Here is an 18,192-nt window from a genome sequence, read left to right as displayed (position 1 = left end):
ATTTAACTCAGGGAATCTCCCGTGTAACAAGCGCTATGGTAACTGCCTCTGTTCCCTAAGAGGTATTACAATGACACAAATAAACCAACAACGACTCGTCGACCACTTCTTTCAATTAATTCAAATTGACAGCGAATCTCGCTACGAAAAACAAATTGCAGAAACGCTGGCTGAACAACTTGGTGAGATGGGCTTTACCGTTCATAAACTCCCTGTACCTGAAGAGGTTTCTAACGGCTTCAATGTCTACGCGCGCTTAGACGGTAAATTGGATGACAGCATCGTACTAAGCTGCCATATGGATACCGTGACTCCAGGCAACGGCATTGAGCCGGTTATCGAAGACGGTATCATTCGTTCAAAAGGCAACACCATTTTAGGTGGCGACGACAAATCGGGCATCGCTGCAATTATGGAAGCGGTTCGTTGTATTCAAGCTGAAAACCTCGATCATAAAACCATCGAGCTTGCGTTCACCGTGCACGAAGAAGGTGGCCTGTTCGGCTCTGAGCACTTCGATATGTCTTACATTCAAGCAAACAAAGCCATTGTTCTTGATACCGGTGGCCCAATTGGCACTATCGTAAATGCCGCACCTGGCCAGCAAAAAATCGTTGCAACGATCAAAGGCCGCCCAGCGCACGCTGGCTTAGCACCAGAAGAAGGCATCAGCGCAATTAGCGTTGCAGCAGATGCCATTACGCAAATGAACCTGCTTCGCATCGACGAAGAAACCACGGCAAATATTGGTGTGGTTGAAGGTGGTCAGGCAACCAATATCGTTATGCCAGAACTGAAGATTGTTGCTGAAGCTCGTTCTCTAAACGACGACAAGCTCACCAAACAAGTTGACCACATGATTGAAACTTTCCAAGCAGCGGCGACGAAGCATGGTGCAGAAGTGGAAATAGAGTCGACTCGAGCATACAACGCATTCGTGATTGCCGACGATCATCCGCATATCCAAGAAGTGAAAGCATCCTTTGAAGCCATCGGCGCGGAACCTTTCACGAAAGGAACCGGCGGTGGTAGCGATGCTAACAACTTTAATGCGAAAGGCCTAACAACGGTTAACATCTCTACTGGCATGGCGAAGGTGCATACCACAGAAGAGTACATCGCCATTGATGATATGGTGAAAGTGACAGAGTTCGTTAAGCACTATCTAACGGTATAACTGTTCAGCGCTTAACCATGCATTGAAAATCAATTAGAGCTGATAGCGAACTGCATCAGCTCTAATTTTTTGGTATTTGGCGACTAAGCCTTCTTGGCTCAGCTTTTCATCACCAAAGAACAATCCACCTTGTGCCAACAGTGTATCGTACTGCCGTTCTATAGCGTCAATTACGTAGTCCGCTTTGCTAAGCGTAACGGAATTACAGGATTTTCCGTGCACATCATCAAGCAGATCCAGCAAGGTAGAGCGAAAACGCTCTTTTCCATACAGCTTGCGCAACCCACCTTCGCTCGAGAGGCCCTGTCGCCACTCTCCCACTATATTATCTAACCACTGTAGCACTTCATTTGAAGCGCCCTTTTGAGCTAGAACCTGCCGTTTGTGTTGATACGCCGTCACGGCAACCTTTTTCATTTTCGTGTACAACTCAAACTGTTCATCTTCACTGAGGTCCTGCTGACTGAGCAATGAGGTAAATAGAAAGCGCGTTTCAAAACGTTCGACGCCATGAAACAGTGGCGTGGCCATACCATTACTATTGAACTCGGTTAAAGGATCAAAGGTATACATATAGCCAAAGTCGAACAGTTTCAGCTCCCCTTCATCGTTCAAAAGTAAATTACCAGGGCAAAGATCCCACTCAAACAGGCCAGCTTTCTCTAACTCACAAAGCGTAAAAAAGATTTGCTCAAACAAATTGTTATCGAGTTTTTCAATAGGCTGCCCCTCTATCCAAGGAGAAAGGATAATTCCATCTAAAAACGAGGCGTATTGTGTATCGACAATGTGGCGAAATGCGCTTGGGTTGCCTGATTTCAAACGCTGTAAGTCTCTGCGGCGCTGCACCTCATTAAGAAACGACGTTTGGCCATCAATATTTTTAACTAAACTGGTTGGTCGTTTTAACTTGAGCGTCCACGCTTTGCCCGCTAGCCGGAGTTTGTAGACAACGGCGGTGAGTCCACTATCAAACACCTGCTCTACATAACTAGAGTCACGTGATATTGCCTTGAGCGCTTCCACATCAATACCCAGGCCATCTATGCTGCCAACAACGATGTCTATCCCGCTTTCGCTGAACTCCAATTGGGATTGCTGTCTTAACTGTTCCTTGTTCATAACCGCACCTTTCAATCAATGAGCGGAAACAATACTGATACACGACCTCTACATACCGTGCGCAAAGCTCAAGTTTTGCCACCTCACGGCCATGTGACTAGGGTCTGTTGATCTTTCGAGCTGATTTTTGCAGCACTTTGTGGGAAATTTCTACAAGGCAGAGGCTTTGATGTGTAGCTAGCCTACATGAGAAGCTGATAACGCAGTAGAAATGAACCACAAAGGCTGCCCGAAGGGTTCGAGCTAGGCGCCCCCGTTAAAATCGTTTTATGCTTCGTTAAAGACTATTGGCTTAGAATGACTAGGCTACACAGTCTTCGCCTCGCCTAAAACGATTTTGACTAGGCGTCCCCATCCGAACAAAATTTAACCGCGAAAGATCAACAGACCCTAACAAATTTATCAATTAATTTTCACCTTCAGATAGAAGGTGTGATGACCTGATGGATTTGATTAAACAATCACTTAAATTAAATGCCGTTCTTACGGGCTTTTTAGTTGGGATGAAAAACGCTGATGAGATCCTTGTCTCAGTTTGACGGCAATATGCATGCAAACTAGCATTATTGATGTAGGCGCATATAAATGTGCTGCATATTCTACAGGACGTCAGGAGATCATCATGGACAATTCAATCCTATTCTACGAACCGTTTGATTCAAATGGATTTCTTTCCAACTTCTACCCTTCAAAAATAAAAATCGACGACGTCAGTTGGCCAACTAGCGAACACTATTATCAAGCGCAAAAATTCATCTCTGCCGAACTACAACAAGAAATCCTCTCAGCAGAGACCCCAGATATTGCATTCGAACTCAGCCGCAAATACGAGCTAGATACTCGTGCCGATTGGTACGATATTCGAGTGCAAGTCATGGAAAAAATCGTGAAGGAGAAGTTTTACCAAAACCCTCAACTTGCTCACTATCTAGTTAATACCGGTGATAGAGATTTAAAAGAGCATTCACACAAAGATGCTTTCTGGGGCGATGGCGGTGATGGAAAAGGACAGAACATTCTTGGCAAGATCCTGATGCAAGTGCGTCAGGAACTACAACAGCAGTCTCCCTATAATTTGGTCACTTTTATCGAATCAGCCAAGCTACCCACACAATGGGGCGAGTTCAGAATGTGCGCGTTCATCGAGCACAAAACTAATAAGGAGCACCTTGCTCTTGTGTACGGTGACATCTCGCAAGAATCCGCGCCTCTTATTCGTCTCCACTCCGAATGCTTAACCGGTGATGCACTATTCAGCGCACGTTGTGATTGCGGGTTCCAGCTTTCTCGCGCATTACAAAACATCGTCTCCGAAGGAGCTGGTGTGCTGTTGTATTTGCGCCAAGAAGGTCGCGGTATTGGCTTAGTCAACAAAGTACGTGCCTATAACCTCCAAGACCATGGCGCAGATACCGTTCAAGCCAACGAGCAACTTGGTTTCGCAGCCGACATGCGCGATTACACTTTCTGCCAAGGCATGTTGGGTTACCTTGGAATAGAACAGGTTCGCCTAATGACTAACAACCCGCGCAAAGTGAAAGCCCTGCAAAAAGCCAACATTAATATTGTTGAGCGCGTAGCATTACAAGAGGGAAACAACCCACATAATCAACACTACTTACAAACTAAAGCCGCCAAACTTGGTCATATGTTTGATGCTTCGTTCATCAAATAATGATCGTAACGCTGAAGTCCATCCAAAGCGGTACAACCAAAAGCGCCAGCATTGCTGGCGCTTTCTTTTGAATTGTGAATAGGTCAAAAGCTAAGGCAAAGGCCCTAGCTTATGTCGCGTTTTATATGTAGTTGCCAATAATGTCGTCCAGTTCACCCGAAGTGCGCATTTCCTCTAAACGATCATTAATAAAATCTTGAATTTCTGGCTTCATCTGTTTCGAAAACGCCAAATGGATATAGTAATCAGGGATAACCAAACTAAATGGTTCCAATCGATACAAGTCTCTATCAAGCTGTAATTTATCTAGGTTGTAACTCACTCGCGAAGACATTTCGACAAACGCGGCTTCCCCTGCTGTTCTTTGGATTACACGAAAAGCCGATTGATAGTTCTTAACACGAATCTCCGCAACATCCCCTTTCTCGATATAAGGGATCAGCTCTGGGTAATCAAAACCGTGTAACAACACAACACCTTTACCGTTGAGTGAGCTCATATCAGCGAACTTAAATGGAGACTTGGTACTCGTAACTAAAGTATGCCTTACGGTGTAAATCGGTTTATCGGACAGATTTTCAGCCTGAACACTGCCCCAGTTAGGGCTGCCATAGGTGACCCAGTTATCTTCCCCACCGGCTTCCAATACCGTAATCATTCTATTAAATGGATAGGTGTGATAAGCCAGTTCATAGTCACTGCCATCGAATACAGCTTTGACGATATCGGTTACGATTCCTGAATGGTTGGAGCCTTGCTCTTCTATCTGAAATGGCTGCGCTTGCTGCGATATAACATAGTAGTTAATGGTTTCAGCTTTAAGCCCAGCACTCAATGCCAATCCACCCAAAGCCACCAAACTTAACTGCTTAAATCTCATAAAACCTCCATGTTTCAACAACGTGTTTACTATTTCTCAATAGCGGCTATCTTTAAAAGTAGCAGCAAATATAAAAACACGATTGCATATGAATCAAAAAAATAGAACACAACGTCAACTCGGTATCGATAAGCAATTAGTAGGATTGACGGTTCTTGTCAGCATCGTCTTTGCATTGATAAATGCCTCATTAAATTTCTATCTCGATTACCAAGAAGAGTGGGCTCAACTCGACACTGAATTAACTCAACTGGAAGAAAGTAATATCTCCAGTTTTAGCGCCAGTTTATGGGTAGAAGATCGTGAGCAGCTGCTGACTCTTTCTGAAGGGGTAATGAAAACCCCCAAGATCAGCTATCTGAAAATTGAGGACGATTTAGGCACCATCGTCGAATTAGGAGTACCAGTCAAAGGGGAAAGTTTCGAACGTAACTGGGAACTGGAGCATCTAATGGGTGGAAAAATCTATTCCCTCGCGACTCTCACGATTCAAAGTGATCTCGCGCCCGTTTATGCGAAGCTATGGAATAGCTTTTTGATCATATTACTCATGCAGGCCGTTGAAACCTTTATGATTGTAGCGTGCTTGCTGTACATCACCATGAAACTTGTCGTTAAGCCAATCACCACGCTCTCGACTGCAATGGCCGAATTTGGTGACGGTCCAATTCCTAGCCGCATGCCAGATCCCAAGCGTACGTTTAACGATGAAATCACCATGCTGACTCAAAAGTACAACGAATGCTTAGATCACTTAGAATCTAACTACAACGCCTTAATGGCTGAAAAACTTCGCGCCGAAGTGGCTAACCAGAAGAAGAGTGAATTTCTTGCCAACATGAGTCACGAGATCCGTACTCCGATGAATGGCATCGTAGGCGTTGCGTCGTTGCTCGATGACGAAGATGCGACCGAGACTCAAAAAGAATACTTACAATTCCTTACTACTTCATCCAATACCTTACTAGACATCATTAACGACATTCTCGATTTCTCGAAAATCGAAGCCGGACATTTCGAACTCGAACATGCCGCTTTTGATTTGCATGAGCTTATTCAACAACAATCTGACATTTTCAATGTACGCGCCAAAGAGAAAAACCTGCTGTTTGAATGCTCTGTCGACGAACACATCCCTAAAATGCTTATTGGGGATTCCGTAAGGCTGCGCCAAGTATTAATCAACTTACTCAGCAATGCCATTAAGTTCACTTCTCAAGGTGCCATTACGTTTGATGTGAGAATGTCTGCCATGCATTCCGAGCATGTCTCACTCTTATTCTCGGTAAGAGATACAGGTATTGGTATCGATAAAGACAAACTGCAAGATGTCTTTGAAAAGTTCCAGCAAGCGGATGGTAGCACCACACGTAAATACGGCGGCACAGGACTTGGCCTCGCGATCAGCAAGCAGATAGTCCAACTTATGGGTGGTGAGCTAGAGGTTGTCAGCTCTATCGGCTTAGGTAGTAACTTCTTCTTTAATATCCAACTACCGATTTCCAAGCAACCGCCTGAAGATGGCACTAAGTACACGTTGCCAGAATCATCAAACAAGCCAAATGTGTGCGACTTCCCTCGCCATACCTCTATGGAGCGAATCGAAGAAACCCTCTCTATCACCTCCAAATACACGGTTCTAGTGGTCGAAGACACTCGAATCAATCAGCAAGTGGTTAAAATCATGCTTGGTAAGCTGGGGCTAAAAGTCGAAATCGCCGAACATGGGAAAATTGCATTGGATATGTGTAAAAACAACCAATACGACGCCATTTTGATGGACTGCCATATGCCTGTTATGGATGGTTACGAAGCCACAATACAAATTCGTAAGCAATGCCCTTGGGCCAAAGATGTACCTATTGTCGCCCTCACCGCTAACGTAGTCAGTGAAGACAAACAACTCTGCTTTGATGTGGGAATGAATGACTTCCTATCTAAGCCCGTCACACCGCATCGTTTGTTTGAAACCTTGAACAAATACCTCACCGACTTGGGCAATGAGAAGATCGAAGAAACCGAAACCATGTAAAGACGTTAAAGGAACAAGCAGAAACAGGCTTTGAGATAGCGACAGGGATTGGTGATTTTCTCCTCAAACCAACGCTGAGATTGAAAAATCGCGTGATATCCATTGACCCTCCCCTAGGGGTAAGGTTTATATTTGCTCTGTTCACCCCATCAACGGAATTACGATGCGTCTATCTCGACTTCGTACAATTTGGATCTCAGCTCTATCAGGACTCGCGTTACTGTTATCGACTGTCGCATCCAGTGAACCGTTGATGACATTCCAAATGCTCTCGGCCGAATCCAGTTCGAGCATGACGACAATGAGTTGCCACAGCGGAATGAAGAGTCCGATGATGCATCACGACATGAAAGTCAGTGAATCCAGCCCTACTTCTTGTGGTTCGGAGATGGACTCAACGATGCATCACTGCTGCTTAGCTGCATGTATCAATGTTTTGGCATTCCCAAAACAAACCCTTTCGTCATTTGCACTCACCTACAAATTAGCACTCATCCCCTTAGAGCCGCATGTTAACGCTGTTAACGTTACCCGCTCACTATTTCGGCCTCCCATCGCCTAGTTTCCAACTCTAAATTACCCACGTTGCTGTCAATCTTCACCGCTATTTGTTGCGCCGTTTCGACTCGCTCGGCTATTGCTTCAAATTAAATTGGCCAAAGCTTGTGCATCAGCTTCGTGACTGATTTTAACGCTATGGATCTCGCCTTTATGGCTTTGTCCATGCGATCTAGATTGGAAACACCCGTGAAAATTAAACAATCTTTGCTAGCACTTTCTATAAGTGCCGTGAGCATGTTTTCCATTCCAGCCATTGCTGATTCAAGCACGCCACTGGAGGAAAACATCCACTCACAAAATTCGACGACAAGTGCTTCGCTAACTCACCTCATTGAGTTGGCTTTGCAAAACGATGCAAGCCGCAAACAGTACTATGCGCAATCTCAATCACTGCGTGAAACAGGAGTGGCAAGCGCAACACTGATGGATCCTAAGCTGAAAGTAGGCTTTGGTGGACTGCCTGTCGATAGCTTCAAGTTCGACGAAGACCCAATGACCAATATTTCAGTTGGATTAATGCAGCAGTTCGAACGAGGCTCTACGCTCAAGCTGCAACAACAAAAATCCAACCAGCAGGCCGATGCGATTGCACTGCAAGTTGAAAACCGCGAGTTAGAAGTCGCCAATGCCATGACTCAGCTCTGGCTGGAACTAGGCTACTTGCAAATTGCACGCGACGTACTGGTTCAGAACAAGCAGCTGATGGAAGAAATGGTCAGCTTTATCGAAACTAATTACGCAATCGGTAAAAGCGAAGCTCAAGACTTACTGCAAGCTCAGCTACAAGTCAGCAAGCTAGAGGAAAAGCTACAAGCTAACCAACAGCAGCAAAACCGAGTCTACTCTCAACTTTCAGAATGGCTAGGCGATCAGTGGCTCAATACTCACGCTCAAACCACTCAAGCGAGCAATCAGCTCGATTGGAGCTCTTTACAAGCTATGTTGGGCGGTTCAGAGAGCTTAACTCAGCATTATGAATACTTATCCACTCACCCTATGGTTCGTATTTCCGATGCTTCAATTGCGGCAAGCCAAACCCAAGTCGACATCGCCCAAGAGGCCTATAACCCTCAGTTCGGTGTCGAAGTCATGTACGCGTACCGACAAGCCAACAACATGATGGGCGAACCTGCATCGGATCTCGTCAGTGCGTACGTCACCATGGACATTCCTCTGTTTACGGGCAATCGCCAAGACAGAAGCTACACGGCTGCGGAATATCAAGTCGGGGCGGCTAAGCTTCAAAAAGATCAGCTACTAGCGCAAATGAACGCCAAAGTGAATACACTACTGGTCGACAAAACCAATTTGGCGCAGCGGTTAGCGCGCTACCAAACCACCCTACTCACTCAAGCCAGCGCAAGAACTCAAGCAGTTGAACGTGGATACCAAAACAATACAGCCCAGTTCAATGACGTTATCACCGCGGCAAGTGACGAGCTGGCGTTACAGCTAGAACAGGCCCGTATTCAAACCGATCTCAATATTGCCTACAGCAATTTAGCTTACCTGCTCAATGGCTTTGATTATCAGGTGGATACTCCCGAGTTCAATCTGAATCAGGCTGCTACGCCTGTAAATCACCAACCTTCCAGCAACCAAAACTCAGACACTAGCGAGTAATAGGAGAACACATGAAAACATTCCAAGTCGCGAGCCTTACTTTGCTAGTGGGTGCCGCATTAGGTTTTGCAGCCAATCAATACTTGTTTAGTCACGACATGTCAGCAATGGCAAGTGAATCTGCCGGCTCAAGTAGTGACGAGCCGCTGTACTGGGTTGCACCAATGGACCCGAATTACCAACGTGATAAACCCGGCAAGTCACCGATGGGGATGGACTTAATTCCTGTCTATGCTGATGATTTAGCTGGAGAAAAAGATCCGGCGGGCACTGTGACTATCAACGCAGCGGTAGAAAACAACCTCGGCGTTAAAACAGCGCCAGTCACCAAAGAGCAGTTGTCGCCGAACATTGATACAGTGGGCTATATCGCCTTCGATGAGAGCAAACTGTGGCAAACCAATATTCGCGTCAGCGGTTGGGTTGAAAAACTCTACATCAATGCCGTTGGCGAAGTCGTAAAGAAAGACGACGTTCTATTCACACTTTACTCACCTGAATTGGTGAAAGCCCAAGAAGAACTACTGAATGCGTATCGCACAGGCCGTAACTCACTGGTTAAAGCCGCAACTGAGCGCCTTGTTTCTCTGGGAGTAGATAGAAACCAAATCACTCAAATACGTAAAAAAGGCAAGGCGCAGCAAACAATCAAGGTTAAAGCGCCCGCCAATGGCGTTATCGCGAGTTTAAACATTCGTGAAGGTGGCTACCTTTCACCGGCTCAAGCGGTGATTAGTGCAGGCCCACTCGACGAAGTTTGGGTCGATGCTGAAGTGTTTGAGCGCCAAGCGCACTGGATTACTTCAGGTAGTGATGCCGTGATGAGCCTTGATGCAGTTCCCGGCAAAGAGTGGCAAGGCAGTGTCGATTACGTTTACCCGATCCTTGATCCAAGTACTCGAACTCTAAGAATGAGGCTCAAATTCACCAACGCTGATGGCAAGCTGAAACCCAACATGTTCGCTAACATCACGCTACAGCCTACCTCCGAAGACATGGTTTACACCGTCCCAGCCTCTTCCGTGATTCGCTCTGGAGGTATCAGCCGAGTGGTATTGTCTGAAGGCAATGGAAAATATCGTTCTGCGCGAATACTCACTGGTCGCGAAGCCAACAACAAGGTGGAAGTGCTTGAAGGGCTAACGGAAGAAGACACCGTCGTTACGTCTGCGCACTTCATGCTCGATTCAGAGTCCAGCCAAACCGCTGATTTAAGCCGTATCAATGGCAGTGAAATGACCGCTGCGGAAACCGCTTGGGCAACGGGCGAAATTACCGACGTTATGCAAGGCCACCGCATGCTGACGATTAACCACCAACCTGTTCCTGAATGGGACTGGCCGGGGATGGTGATGAACTTTACGTTCGCGGAATCCGTTGATATTTCCGACAAGCAGTGGGAAACCCTGACTAAGGGGAAATCAATACAATTCGAAATGCAAAAATCCCCATCCGGCCAATATGAAATTGTTGATTTCAAAGCCGATAACACCGTCATTCCAAGCGAAGTATGGGTTGAAGGCGAAATCACTATGCTGATGGCTGACTTTGGCATGGTCACGGTGAAACATTTGCCCGTTGCACAGTGGAGCTGGGATGCAGGTGAGATGAACTTCTCCACCAGCGACGATGTATCACTGTCAGAAGTGAAAGAAGGCCAACAAGTCCGGTTTCTAGTCGCGAAAGACGGTTCAGACTATACCTTGAAAAAAATTGAGACCTTGAAGCAAACCGAGACCTTGAAAAAAATCGAGCCCGCTGACGCAGAGCAGCATGGAGGTCATCAATGATTGCCGCCATTATACGCTGGTCGATCAACAATCGCTTTTTAGTGTTGGTCGCAACAGTATTTCTCACCCTAGCGGGTCTCTACAGCGTTAAAAACACGCCAGTGGATGCGTTACCTGACTTATCCGATGTTCAGGTCATCATCAAAACCAGTTATCCAGGACAGGCTCCGCAGGTAGTGGAAGATCAAGTTACCTACCCGCTTACCACCGCTATGCTTGCCGTCCCTGGTGCAGAAACCGTACGTGGTTATTCATTTTTTGGTGACTCGTATGTCTACATCATTTTTAACGATGATACTGACATGTATTGGGCTCGCTCTCGAGTATTAGAGTACCTCAGCCAAGTTGCACCCAATCTGCCAGCCAGTGCGAAACCAACACTGGGCCCAGATGCAACTGGTGTAGGCTGGATATACAGTTACGTATTGCAGGACAAAACAGGTCAGCACGATTTAGCAGAGCTGCGTAGCCTTCAAGACTGGTTCCTAAAGTACGAATTGCAAACCGTGGATGGTGTGTCAGAAGTCGCCACCGTGGGCGGCATGGTTAAACAGTACCAAGTACAAATTGACCCAGCAAAGCTCCGCGCTTACGACTTAACCCTGCAACAAGTGAATCAAGCGATTAAAAACGGTAACCAAGAAACGGGCGCGTCCGTAATTGAAGTCGCTGAAGCCGAGCACATGGTGAGAACGACTGGTTACTTAACCAATGTCGAAGACATCAAATCTCTGCCTCTACGCGTTACCGACAAAGGCACACCTTTGTTGTTGGGCGACATAGCCGATATCAACTTGGGTCCACAGATGCGTCGTGGTATTTCTGAGTTAAACGGTGAAGGCGAAGCGGTTGGCGGTGTCGTCGTCATGCGCTTTGGTGAAAATGCCAGTGAGGTCATTACCAATATCAAAGCGAAGCTGGCGGAGCTAGAGCGTGGCCTGCCCGATGGTGTGGAAATCGTACCGACTTACGACCGCTCAACCCTGATTGATTCGGCTGTCGACAACCTTTGGAAGAAACTGGCCGAGGAGTTCATTGTTGTTGCCTTGGTATGTGCACTCTTCCTGTTCCATATCCGCTCGTCTTTAGTCATCGCACTAAGTTTGCCCGTGGGTATTTTGTCGGCTTTTGTCGTGATGCATTGGCAAGGGATCAACGCCAACATTATGTCTTTGGGCGGTATCGCCATCGCCATTGGTGCCATGGTCGATGGTGCAATTGTGATGATAGAGAACGTGCATAAGCACATAGAGCGTACTCCGCTTACTGACAAAAACCGCTGGCAAGTGATAGGTAAAGCAGCGGAAGAAGTCGGCGCACCGCTGTTCTTCTCCCTGTTGATCATTACGTTAAGTTTTGTTCCTGTGTTTGCGTTGCAAGGGCAAGAAGGCAAGATGTTCTCACCACTCGCCTTTACCAAAACCTATGCAATGGCGGCGTCGGCTGGATTAGCCATCACACTGGTTCCAGTGCTTATGGGTTACTTCATTCGCGGTAAAATTCTACCTGAGCACAAAAACCCAGTGAACAAGGGATTGGTGGCGCTCTATCGCCCACTACTCAACCTGAGTTTGAAATACCCAAAGTCTATGATTGTTATCGCACTGGCATTAATGGCATCGGCCTACTACCCACTCAACAAACTGGGTAGCGAGTTCATCCCGCCACTGGATGAAGGCGATCTGATGTATATGCCGACGACCTATCCGGGTATCTCGATTGGTAAAGCCCGTGAACTACTGCAGCAAACCAACAAACTGATCAAAACCGTACCGGAAGTCGAAACTGTTTGGGGCAAAATCGGCCGTGCTGAAACCGCCACAGATCCTGCGCCATTGACTATGATTGAAACCGTGATTCAGTTGAAACCGAAAAGCACATGGCGTGACGGCGTCACTAGTGAGTCATTGCGTAAAGAGTTTGATGAACTGATTCAGTTCCCGGGATTAACTAATGCTTGGGTGATGCCAATCAAAACCCGTATCGATATGCTCGCAACCGGTATCAAAACGCCAATTGGTATCAAAATCGCGGGGGCCGATTTCAAGGTCATCGAAGAAATTGGCGCTGAGCTTGAACCAATTCTAAACGGGCTTGATGGTACTGCTTCTGTCTACGCGGAACGCGTTGCCGGTGGCCGGTATGTCACCATCGATATTAAGCGCAGGCAAGCAGCCCGTTACGGTTTAAGCATTAAAGATGTTCAACAGGTGATATCCACTGCCGTGGGCGGTATGAATGTTGGTGAAACTGTCGAAGGTCTCGAGCGCTACCCTATTAACGTTCGTTACCCTCAAGACTACCGTGACTCTGTCGTCAAACTGCAAAACCTACCACTGGTGACGCCTAATGGCGCGCGTATCGCGCTAGCGGATGTAGCCGACATTCGTTACGAAGATGGCCCTCCAATGATTAAGACAGAAAACGCACGCCCGAATGGCTGGGTCTTTGTCGATATCGAAGGCCGAGATTTAGGCTCTTATGTACAAGAAGCCCAGCAAGTCGTTGCCGAGCAACTGCTGCTACCTGCGGGTTACTCACTGGGTTGGTCTGGTCAGTACGAGTACATGGAACGCGCCAAAGAGCGTTTGAGTTTAGTTGTACCCATCACCCTGATGATCATTATGTTGCTGCTCTACTTCAGTTTTCGCCGCATTGGTGAAGTGCTGGTCATTATGGCTACCCTGCCACTCGCGATGGTTGGTGGATTATGGCTAATGCACTACTTGGGCTACAACTTCTCTATCGCCGTGGGTGTTGGCTTTATTGCACTAGCAGGGGTTGCCGTCGAAATTGGTGTGATCATGTTGGTGTATCTCAACCAAGCATGGCACTACAAGAAAGTCGATGCCGAGGAAAACAACCAGTCCATCAACGCAAACGATCTGACCCAAGCAATCCAAGAAGGCGCTGGCTTACGTGTTAGACCAGTGATGATGACGGTACTGACGGTCATCATCGGCTTAATACCAATCATGTACGGCGAAGGAACGGGATCGGAAGTGATGCAGCGGATTGCAGCGCCAATGATTGGCGGTATGGCGTCTGCCCTGCTTCTCACCCTGCTTGTACTTCCTGCCGTGTTTAAGCTTTGGAAAAAACGAGAACTTTAACCTTACTTTACAGCCTCTTAGTGCCGTTTATCACGGCGTTAAGAGGTAATTTACCCGATTACATATACAAGGATATACCATGAAAAAAACAATTATCGCACTGGCTCTTACTCTTTCAACTCCATTAGCTTTTGCACAAATGGATCACAGTACAATGGACCATAGCAAGATGGACCATAGCAAGATGGACCATGGTCAAATGGATATGAGTGAGATGGACATGAGCAAAATGGACCACTCCAATATGATGAATATGGAAGGCATGTCTGAGGTCGGTATGCCAGCCAAGGGGGCGAAACCAGACAAAGTCGTTCACGTCATCCTTGCCGATGATATGAGTATTAGCTTCAAAAATGATGTCAGCATCAAACCTAACGATGTAGTGCAATTTGTGGTGATGAATACAGGCAAAATCGACCACGAGTTTTCGATTGGCTCAGCAACAGAACAGCTTGAACATCGTGAAATGATGAAGAAAATGCCCACCCACGCTCACGACAGCGGTTCAACAGTGACGGTTAAGCCAGGTAAAGCAAAACAGCTCCTTTGGCACTTCCACGGTGATAATAACGTTGAGTTCGCTTGCAATATTCCTGGTCACGCTGAAGCTGGGATGACGAAATCGATGACTTTGTAACTCCAACAAATTGTGATTACAAACAGTTAACCCTATTAAAAAAGAGGCATCATTGATGCCTCTTTTCGTTTACCTATGAACAAATAGACTCTGCACCTTTATAAGATCGGCGCTTTCCGATCTTTGACATAAAACAGGATACTGATGGCAACGAACAGAAACGTAAAGTAATAGAAAAATGATGACAGTGAGTCAATAAAATCAACATGTTGCTCAATCTGCTCTTCTGTATAGCGCTGTGACACCAACTTGTAGTAATAGGCGTACAAAACACCAATCAGTCCATAGCCAAGGTTGAACATTAGCCCTTTAAAGCTCAGCACTGTTGCTCGGTTGTGTGATTCAGTATTCTTGTTCAGGTGATAGCTAATGAAAATGTTCATCGTCATGATGATAAAAATCAATATCAATGCGGGTATCACGCCGTAAATCGACCAACCTAAACTTATCCAAAAATACGTCGCCATGGTGGCTAACCCCATGACTAAGATAAAACTTTTTGGTGCCATGCTTTCCGCTAGCCTGCGGCTTTGACCCGCTAGAACGATTTGCAACAAGCTGATCCCCGCTCCAATAAACCCAAAGTAAATGATCGGAATATCGATGGCGCGATAGTACTGGCTGTTCATCGTAAGAAACATTCGTGAGGTGTGCTCGAACAGGCTGTAATACAACAATATAAACAGAACATAAGGCGTAGAAAGCACCCACTTCCCCGTGTTTAGCGTCAACTTAAGGCTTGCAATCGTCGTCGCCAGCTTGCCGCTATCGCTAGGCAGTATCTTTTTCTCCTCCCTCATATTGAAAGCCGCGTACATAGCAATCAGCGCGACAAACAAGGTGGCATAAACGGGAATACGCATAATGTCCTGAGTACTTTCTGGAGCCGCTAACCCGAGAAACTGATACACGTGCGCCATGAAGTTTACGTCGTACATCGCCGCACCAATCAGCGTTACAAAGATGCCTACCGTCGATGAAATACGTAGCTGAATTTGTAACACGCGCGGCCAGACTTCCTCTTGCCCTTGCTCTTTGAGCGTATCGTATGCCAATGCTTCATCCGCACCACTTGCAAGTGCCATTGCCAAGCCACTTAATACCCGATTAACCAAAAACACCACGAATACCAGCGTCGGATTTCCAATTGGTACAAATGCAATCATCGCAATTTCAATAAACATCACAATCGAAGACAGGACGACTAACTTCTTGCGCCCCAGAGTGTCGGCAAAGGCGCCAGAAGGCACTTCGGCCAACACAATAGTGGCCGCCCAAACCACATTGAGCATAGCGAACTGGGAAAGTGTTAACCCGTAGTCCAAATACAACAATGTAAAAACTGGATAGTAAAAGCGTGCAAAATAGCTGCTACGAAACATCAAAAAGTAGCGCACATTTGGAACGTGAAGGATTTCTCTCAGCGTCATTGGGTTTGCAAAGCGTTGAACAACATAAGATTAGGTATAACCCTTTTTTAGCACCTATGCGTAACGTTTATAGAAATGGACTTTTGATATTGTTATGAATATCGATGTATGGTATTTCAAAATACTTGGTGCTCTACTTGTGGGCGTCTGTTCAACAGGCCACGCAAATCTAGTAAGAGGTTCAAACTATAAACTTGTATCCGTAAAATTTAATTACCGATTGGCACAAAGTGGTCCTACATTCACGCTCCTCTTTCTTACAATGCGCTCCAGAACAAGTTCCAACCATTAGACGTTGGCATTTGGTAACTGAAATACACCATAAGAAACACCTAACAGACATCGACAACAGGACCCCTCTACCATGAAAAAGACGCTCATCGCTACGGTACTGCTCTCAGCATCATTCACGGCATCGGCTGGCTGGGTGCATCAATCAAACCCTGACCGCATTCTATCCGAGGTATCCACAGTTCAAGGTGGTCATATGTACATTGTCGTTGAGGGCGAGAGCAAGCGCGCTTATCTTGAATTCAATAACTCAGCATGTTCGTCAGCAATGGAAGGCTACAAACCAAACGTCGCCATTAACGACGTACCTACCGATCTGATAGCGGTGTGTGAGGAAGGATACCAACGTCTAGTGTTCCAAGAAGGAAGCCCATACACAGAAGAAGACCTTCACAAGGACCTCATCCAGAAGCCTGCCGTCTACATCGATGGCAACAAGTTCAGTGCACAGGGATACACCAAAGAGTACGGTATTATGATGAAGTTCATCGAACAGAACAAATAATCCAGAGTGAACAATAGAGCCAGCCATCGAGCTGGCTCTATTGTGCTTCTAGTTCCAACTGTACCAGCCCGGCGAACTGTTCCAAATAAAGAGCTCTTCAATTCCGCTGTCAAAATCTCTACTAATTGTAAGCCCTAGCAAGCACACCTGTACCCTGATACTGATACTTGCCGGCATCATTGCTGATGAATACCGACTCACCAGTTCTCAGCACTAGTTGATTCTCATTGGTAGAGATAGTGACCTCTCCATCAACACAGAACAAGATTTCAGCACTGCGTAAGTATTGCTGGTTGCTCACTTCATCCACAGACAAGATATCAAAGCCGAAGTCGTCCACAGGGATCGGGAAGCTTAGTTTGTCTTCTTTCACAATGGGCTTGAGTTTAATGCCTTCAATTTCCGTAGTCTCAAAACGAGTATTATCAATCAATTCAGGAACATCGATAAATTTGGGAGTCAGGCCAGCGCGTAACACGTTATCCGAATTCGCCATAATTTCTAATCCCGTTCCCTCGATGTAGGCATGGGGCGTTTCGGCATGCAAAAACATCGCTTCTCCCGGAGCGAGCTCAACTGTGTTTAACATCAGTGGTGAAAACAAGCCGATATCATCAGCATAGTGCTGTTTAAAGCCTTTGCTGTACTGCAACGCTTCTCGTCCCATAACGGTCTTCGGTCGACGCTCATAAGCAGAATACAACTGCCCAAGGGCGAACAGTTTACGTTCACCTTTAAGTGTCATCACTGCGGTAAAAAACGCTTTCAAGCCGTCGCTACTAGGGTTATTTTCCAATGCCAGAATTTCAGTATCGAGCACGCTAATTTCAGCTTCTCTAAACAGCGCCACGATCTGTGAGGTAGGACGGAAACCATTCATTGCTTTGTAAAAGGTCAAAGCGTAAACAAGCTCTGGCTTATGGTTTGGATCCTTGTAGTTACGATTAGACGCATCAAGGCTAATACCTAATTGGTTTTCTCGCTCGAAGCCAAGTTGAGCCTTTTTCTTGCTAGGGTGGACCTGTATCGATAGTGGTGTTTCTGCTGCTAGCACTTTAAATAAATACGGCAGCTCACCAAACCTTGCTTGTGTGTACTCACCAAACATTCCTTTGCTATTTTGGCTCAATACGTCCGAAAGCAACTGGCCTGTTTCTGCTACTCTTGAGCAGCCTCTAGGGTGCGCCCCCATCCAAATTTCGGCTTGAGGTTGCGCATTAGGGTTTTGAATACCAAACAGTTCAGAAATAGACTGCTTACTACCCCACGGGTAATGTTGGATAACATTATCTAATTTAAATAACGACATAATATTTCTTTGCATTACTGACAAGTAACTAAACGCGGTGATCACCG

General features: G+C 46.2%; 13 protein-coding genes. 9 read left to right on the top strand and 4 right to left on the bottom strand.

Annotated features, from left to right (window positions below; all coding sequences use genetic code 11):
* Nucleotides 1–70: 70 nt before the first annotated feature.
* Entirely contained in the window at nucleotides 71–1,177 is a 1,107-nt protein-coding gene (locus ACXABW_RS06815) for a M20/M25/M40 family metallo-hydrolase (protein ID WP_252030618.1), read from the top strand.
* A 33-nt stretch (nucleotides 1,178–1,210) separates the two neighbouring features.
* Here the strand turns inward: ACXABW_RS06815 and ACXABW_RS06810 are convergent, their stop codons facing one another.
* Nucleotides 1,211–2,299, bottom strand: a complete 1,089-nt coding sequence (locus ACXABW_RS06810) for a hypothetical protein (protein WP_457524729.1) — start codon at nucleotides 2,297–2,299, stop codon at nucleotides 1,211–1,213.
* Between the two features lie 622 nt (nucleotides 2,300–2,921).
* On the opposite strand from ACXABW_RS06810, the gene ribA reads away from it, so the two are divergent.
* The gene (gene ribA / locus ACXABW_RS06805) at nucleotides 2,922–3,974 is read left to right on the top strand and encodes a GTP cyclohydrolase II (protein ID WP_457524727.1); all 1,053 of its coding nucleotides are present in this window, start codon (nucleotides 2,922–2,924) and stop codon (nucleotides 3,972–3,974) included.
* Between the two features lie 121 nt (nucleotides 3,975–4,095).
* Here ribA and ACXABW_RS06800 read toward each other — a convergent pair whose 3' ends face one another.
* Nucleotides 4,096–4,854, bottom strand: coding sequence for a substrate-binding periplasmic protein (locus ACXABW_RS06800; protein WP_457524725.1), 759 nt, complete (start codon nucleotides 4,852–4,854; stop codon nucleotides 4,096–4,098).
* Between the two features lie 88 nt (nucleotides 4,855–4,942).
* On the opposite strand from ACXABW_RS06800, the gene ACXABW_RS06795 reads away from it, so the two are divergent.
* The 6 genes from ACXABW_RS06795 (at nucleotide 4,943) to copI (ending at nucleotide 14,610) form a co-directional block, all read left to right on the top strand.
* On the top strand, nucleotides 4,943–6,886 hold the full coding sequence (locus tag ACXABW_RS06795; protein WP_457524724.1) for an ATP-binding protein: 1,944 nt from the start codon (nucleotides 4,943–4,945) through the stop codon (nucleotides 6,884–6,886).
* 163 nt (nucleotides 6,887–7,049) lie between these two features.
* A complete protein-coding gene (locus ACXABW_RS06790; protein ID WP_457524722.1) occupies nucleotides 7,050–7,448 on the top strand; it encodes a hypothetical protein in 399 nt (132 codons plus the stop codon).
* Nucleotides 7,449–7,609: 161 nt separating this feature from the next.
* On the top strand, nucleotides 7,610–9,070 hold the full coding sequence (locus tag ACXABW_RS06785; protein ID WP_457524721.1) for a TolC family protein: 1,461 nt from the start codon (nucleotides 7,610–7,612) through the stop codon (nucleotides 9,068–9,070).
* A gap of 11 nt (nucleotides 9,071–9,081) precedes the next feature.
* Nucleotides 9,082–10,860 (top strand): efflux RND transporter periplasmic adaptor subunit, encoded by a 1,779-nt coding sequence (locus ACXABW_RS06780; protein ID WP_457524720.1) that lies wholly within the window; start codon nucleotides 9,082–9,084, stop codon nucleotides 10,858–10,860.
* Entirely contained in the window at nucleotides 10,857–13,973 is a 3,117-nt protein-coding gene (locus ACXABW_RS06775; RefSeq protein WP_457524718.1) for an efflux RND transporter permease subunit, read from the top strand. The genes ACXABW_RS06780 and ACXABW_RS06775 overlap by 4 nt, the downstream gene beginning before the upstream one ends.
* Nucleotides 13,974–14,052: 79 nt before the next feature.
* The gene (copI, locus tag ACXABW_RS06770) at nucleotides 14,053–14,610 is read left to right on the top strand and encodes a copper-resistant cuproprotein CopI (RefSeq protein WP_457524716.1); all 558 of its coding nucleotides are present in this window, start codon (nucleotides 14,053–14,055) and stop codon (nucleotides 14,608–14,610) included.
* Nucleotides 14,611–14,708: 98 nt separating this feature from the next.
* Here the strand turns inward: copI and ACXABW_RS06765 are convergent, their stop codons facing one another.
* The gene (locus ACXABW_RS06765; RefSeq protein ID WP_457524714.1) at nucleotides 14,709–16,040 is read right to left on the bottom strand and encodes an MFS transporter; all 1,332 of its coding nucleotides are present in this window, start codon (nucleotides 16,038–16,040) and stop codon (nucleotides 14,709–14,711) included.
* A 364-nt stretch (nucleotides 16,041–16,404) separates the two neighbouring features.
* Here ACXABW_RS06765 and ACXABW_RS06760 point away from each other — a divergent pair, with 364 nt between their 5' ends.
* On the top strand, nucleotides 16,405–16,836 hold the full coding sequence (locus tag ACXABW_RS06760) for a hypothetical protein (protein WP_265687277.1): 432 nt from the start codon (nucleotides 16,405–16,407) through the stop codon (nucleotides 16,834–16,836).
* Between the two features lie 121 nt (nucleotides 16,837–16,957).
* Here the strand turns inward: ACXABW_RS06760 and manA are convergent, their stop codons facing one another.
* Nucleotides 16,958–18,145 carry a mannose-6-phosphate isomerase, class I gene (gene manA / locus ACXABW_RS06755; RefSeq protein WP_457524712.1) on the bottom strand — a complete coding sequence of 396 codons (1,188 nt, stop codon included), beginning with the start codon at nucleotides 18,143–18,145 and terminating at the stop codon, nucleotides 16,958–16,960.
* Nucleotides 18,146–18,192 lie beyond the last annotated feature (47 nt).

The sequence above is a fragment of the Vibrio paucivorans genome, from assembly GCF_054053395.1.
Note: the sequence above shows the minus strand (reverse complement) of the source record. Positions and strands in the feature narration are given on the sequence as shown.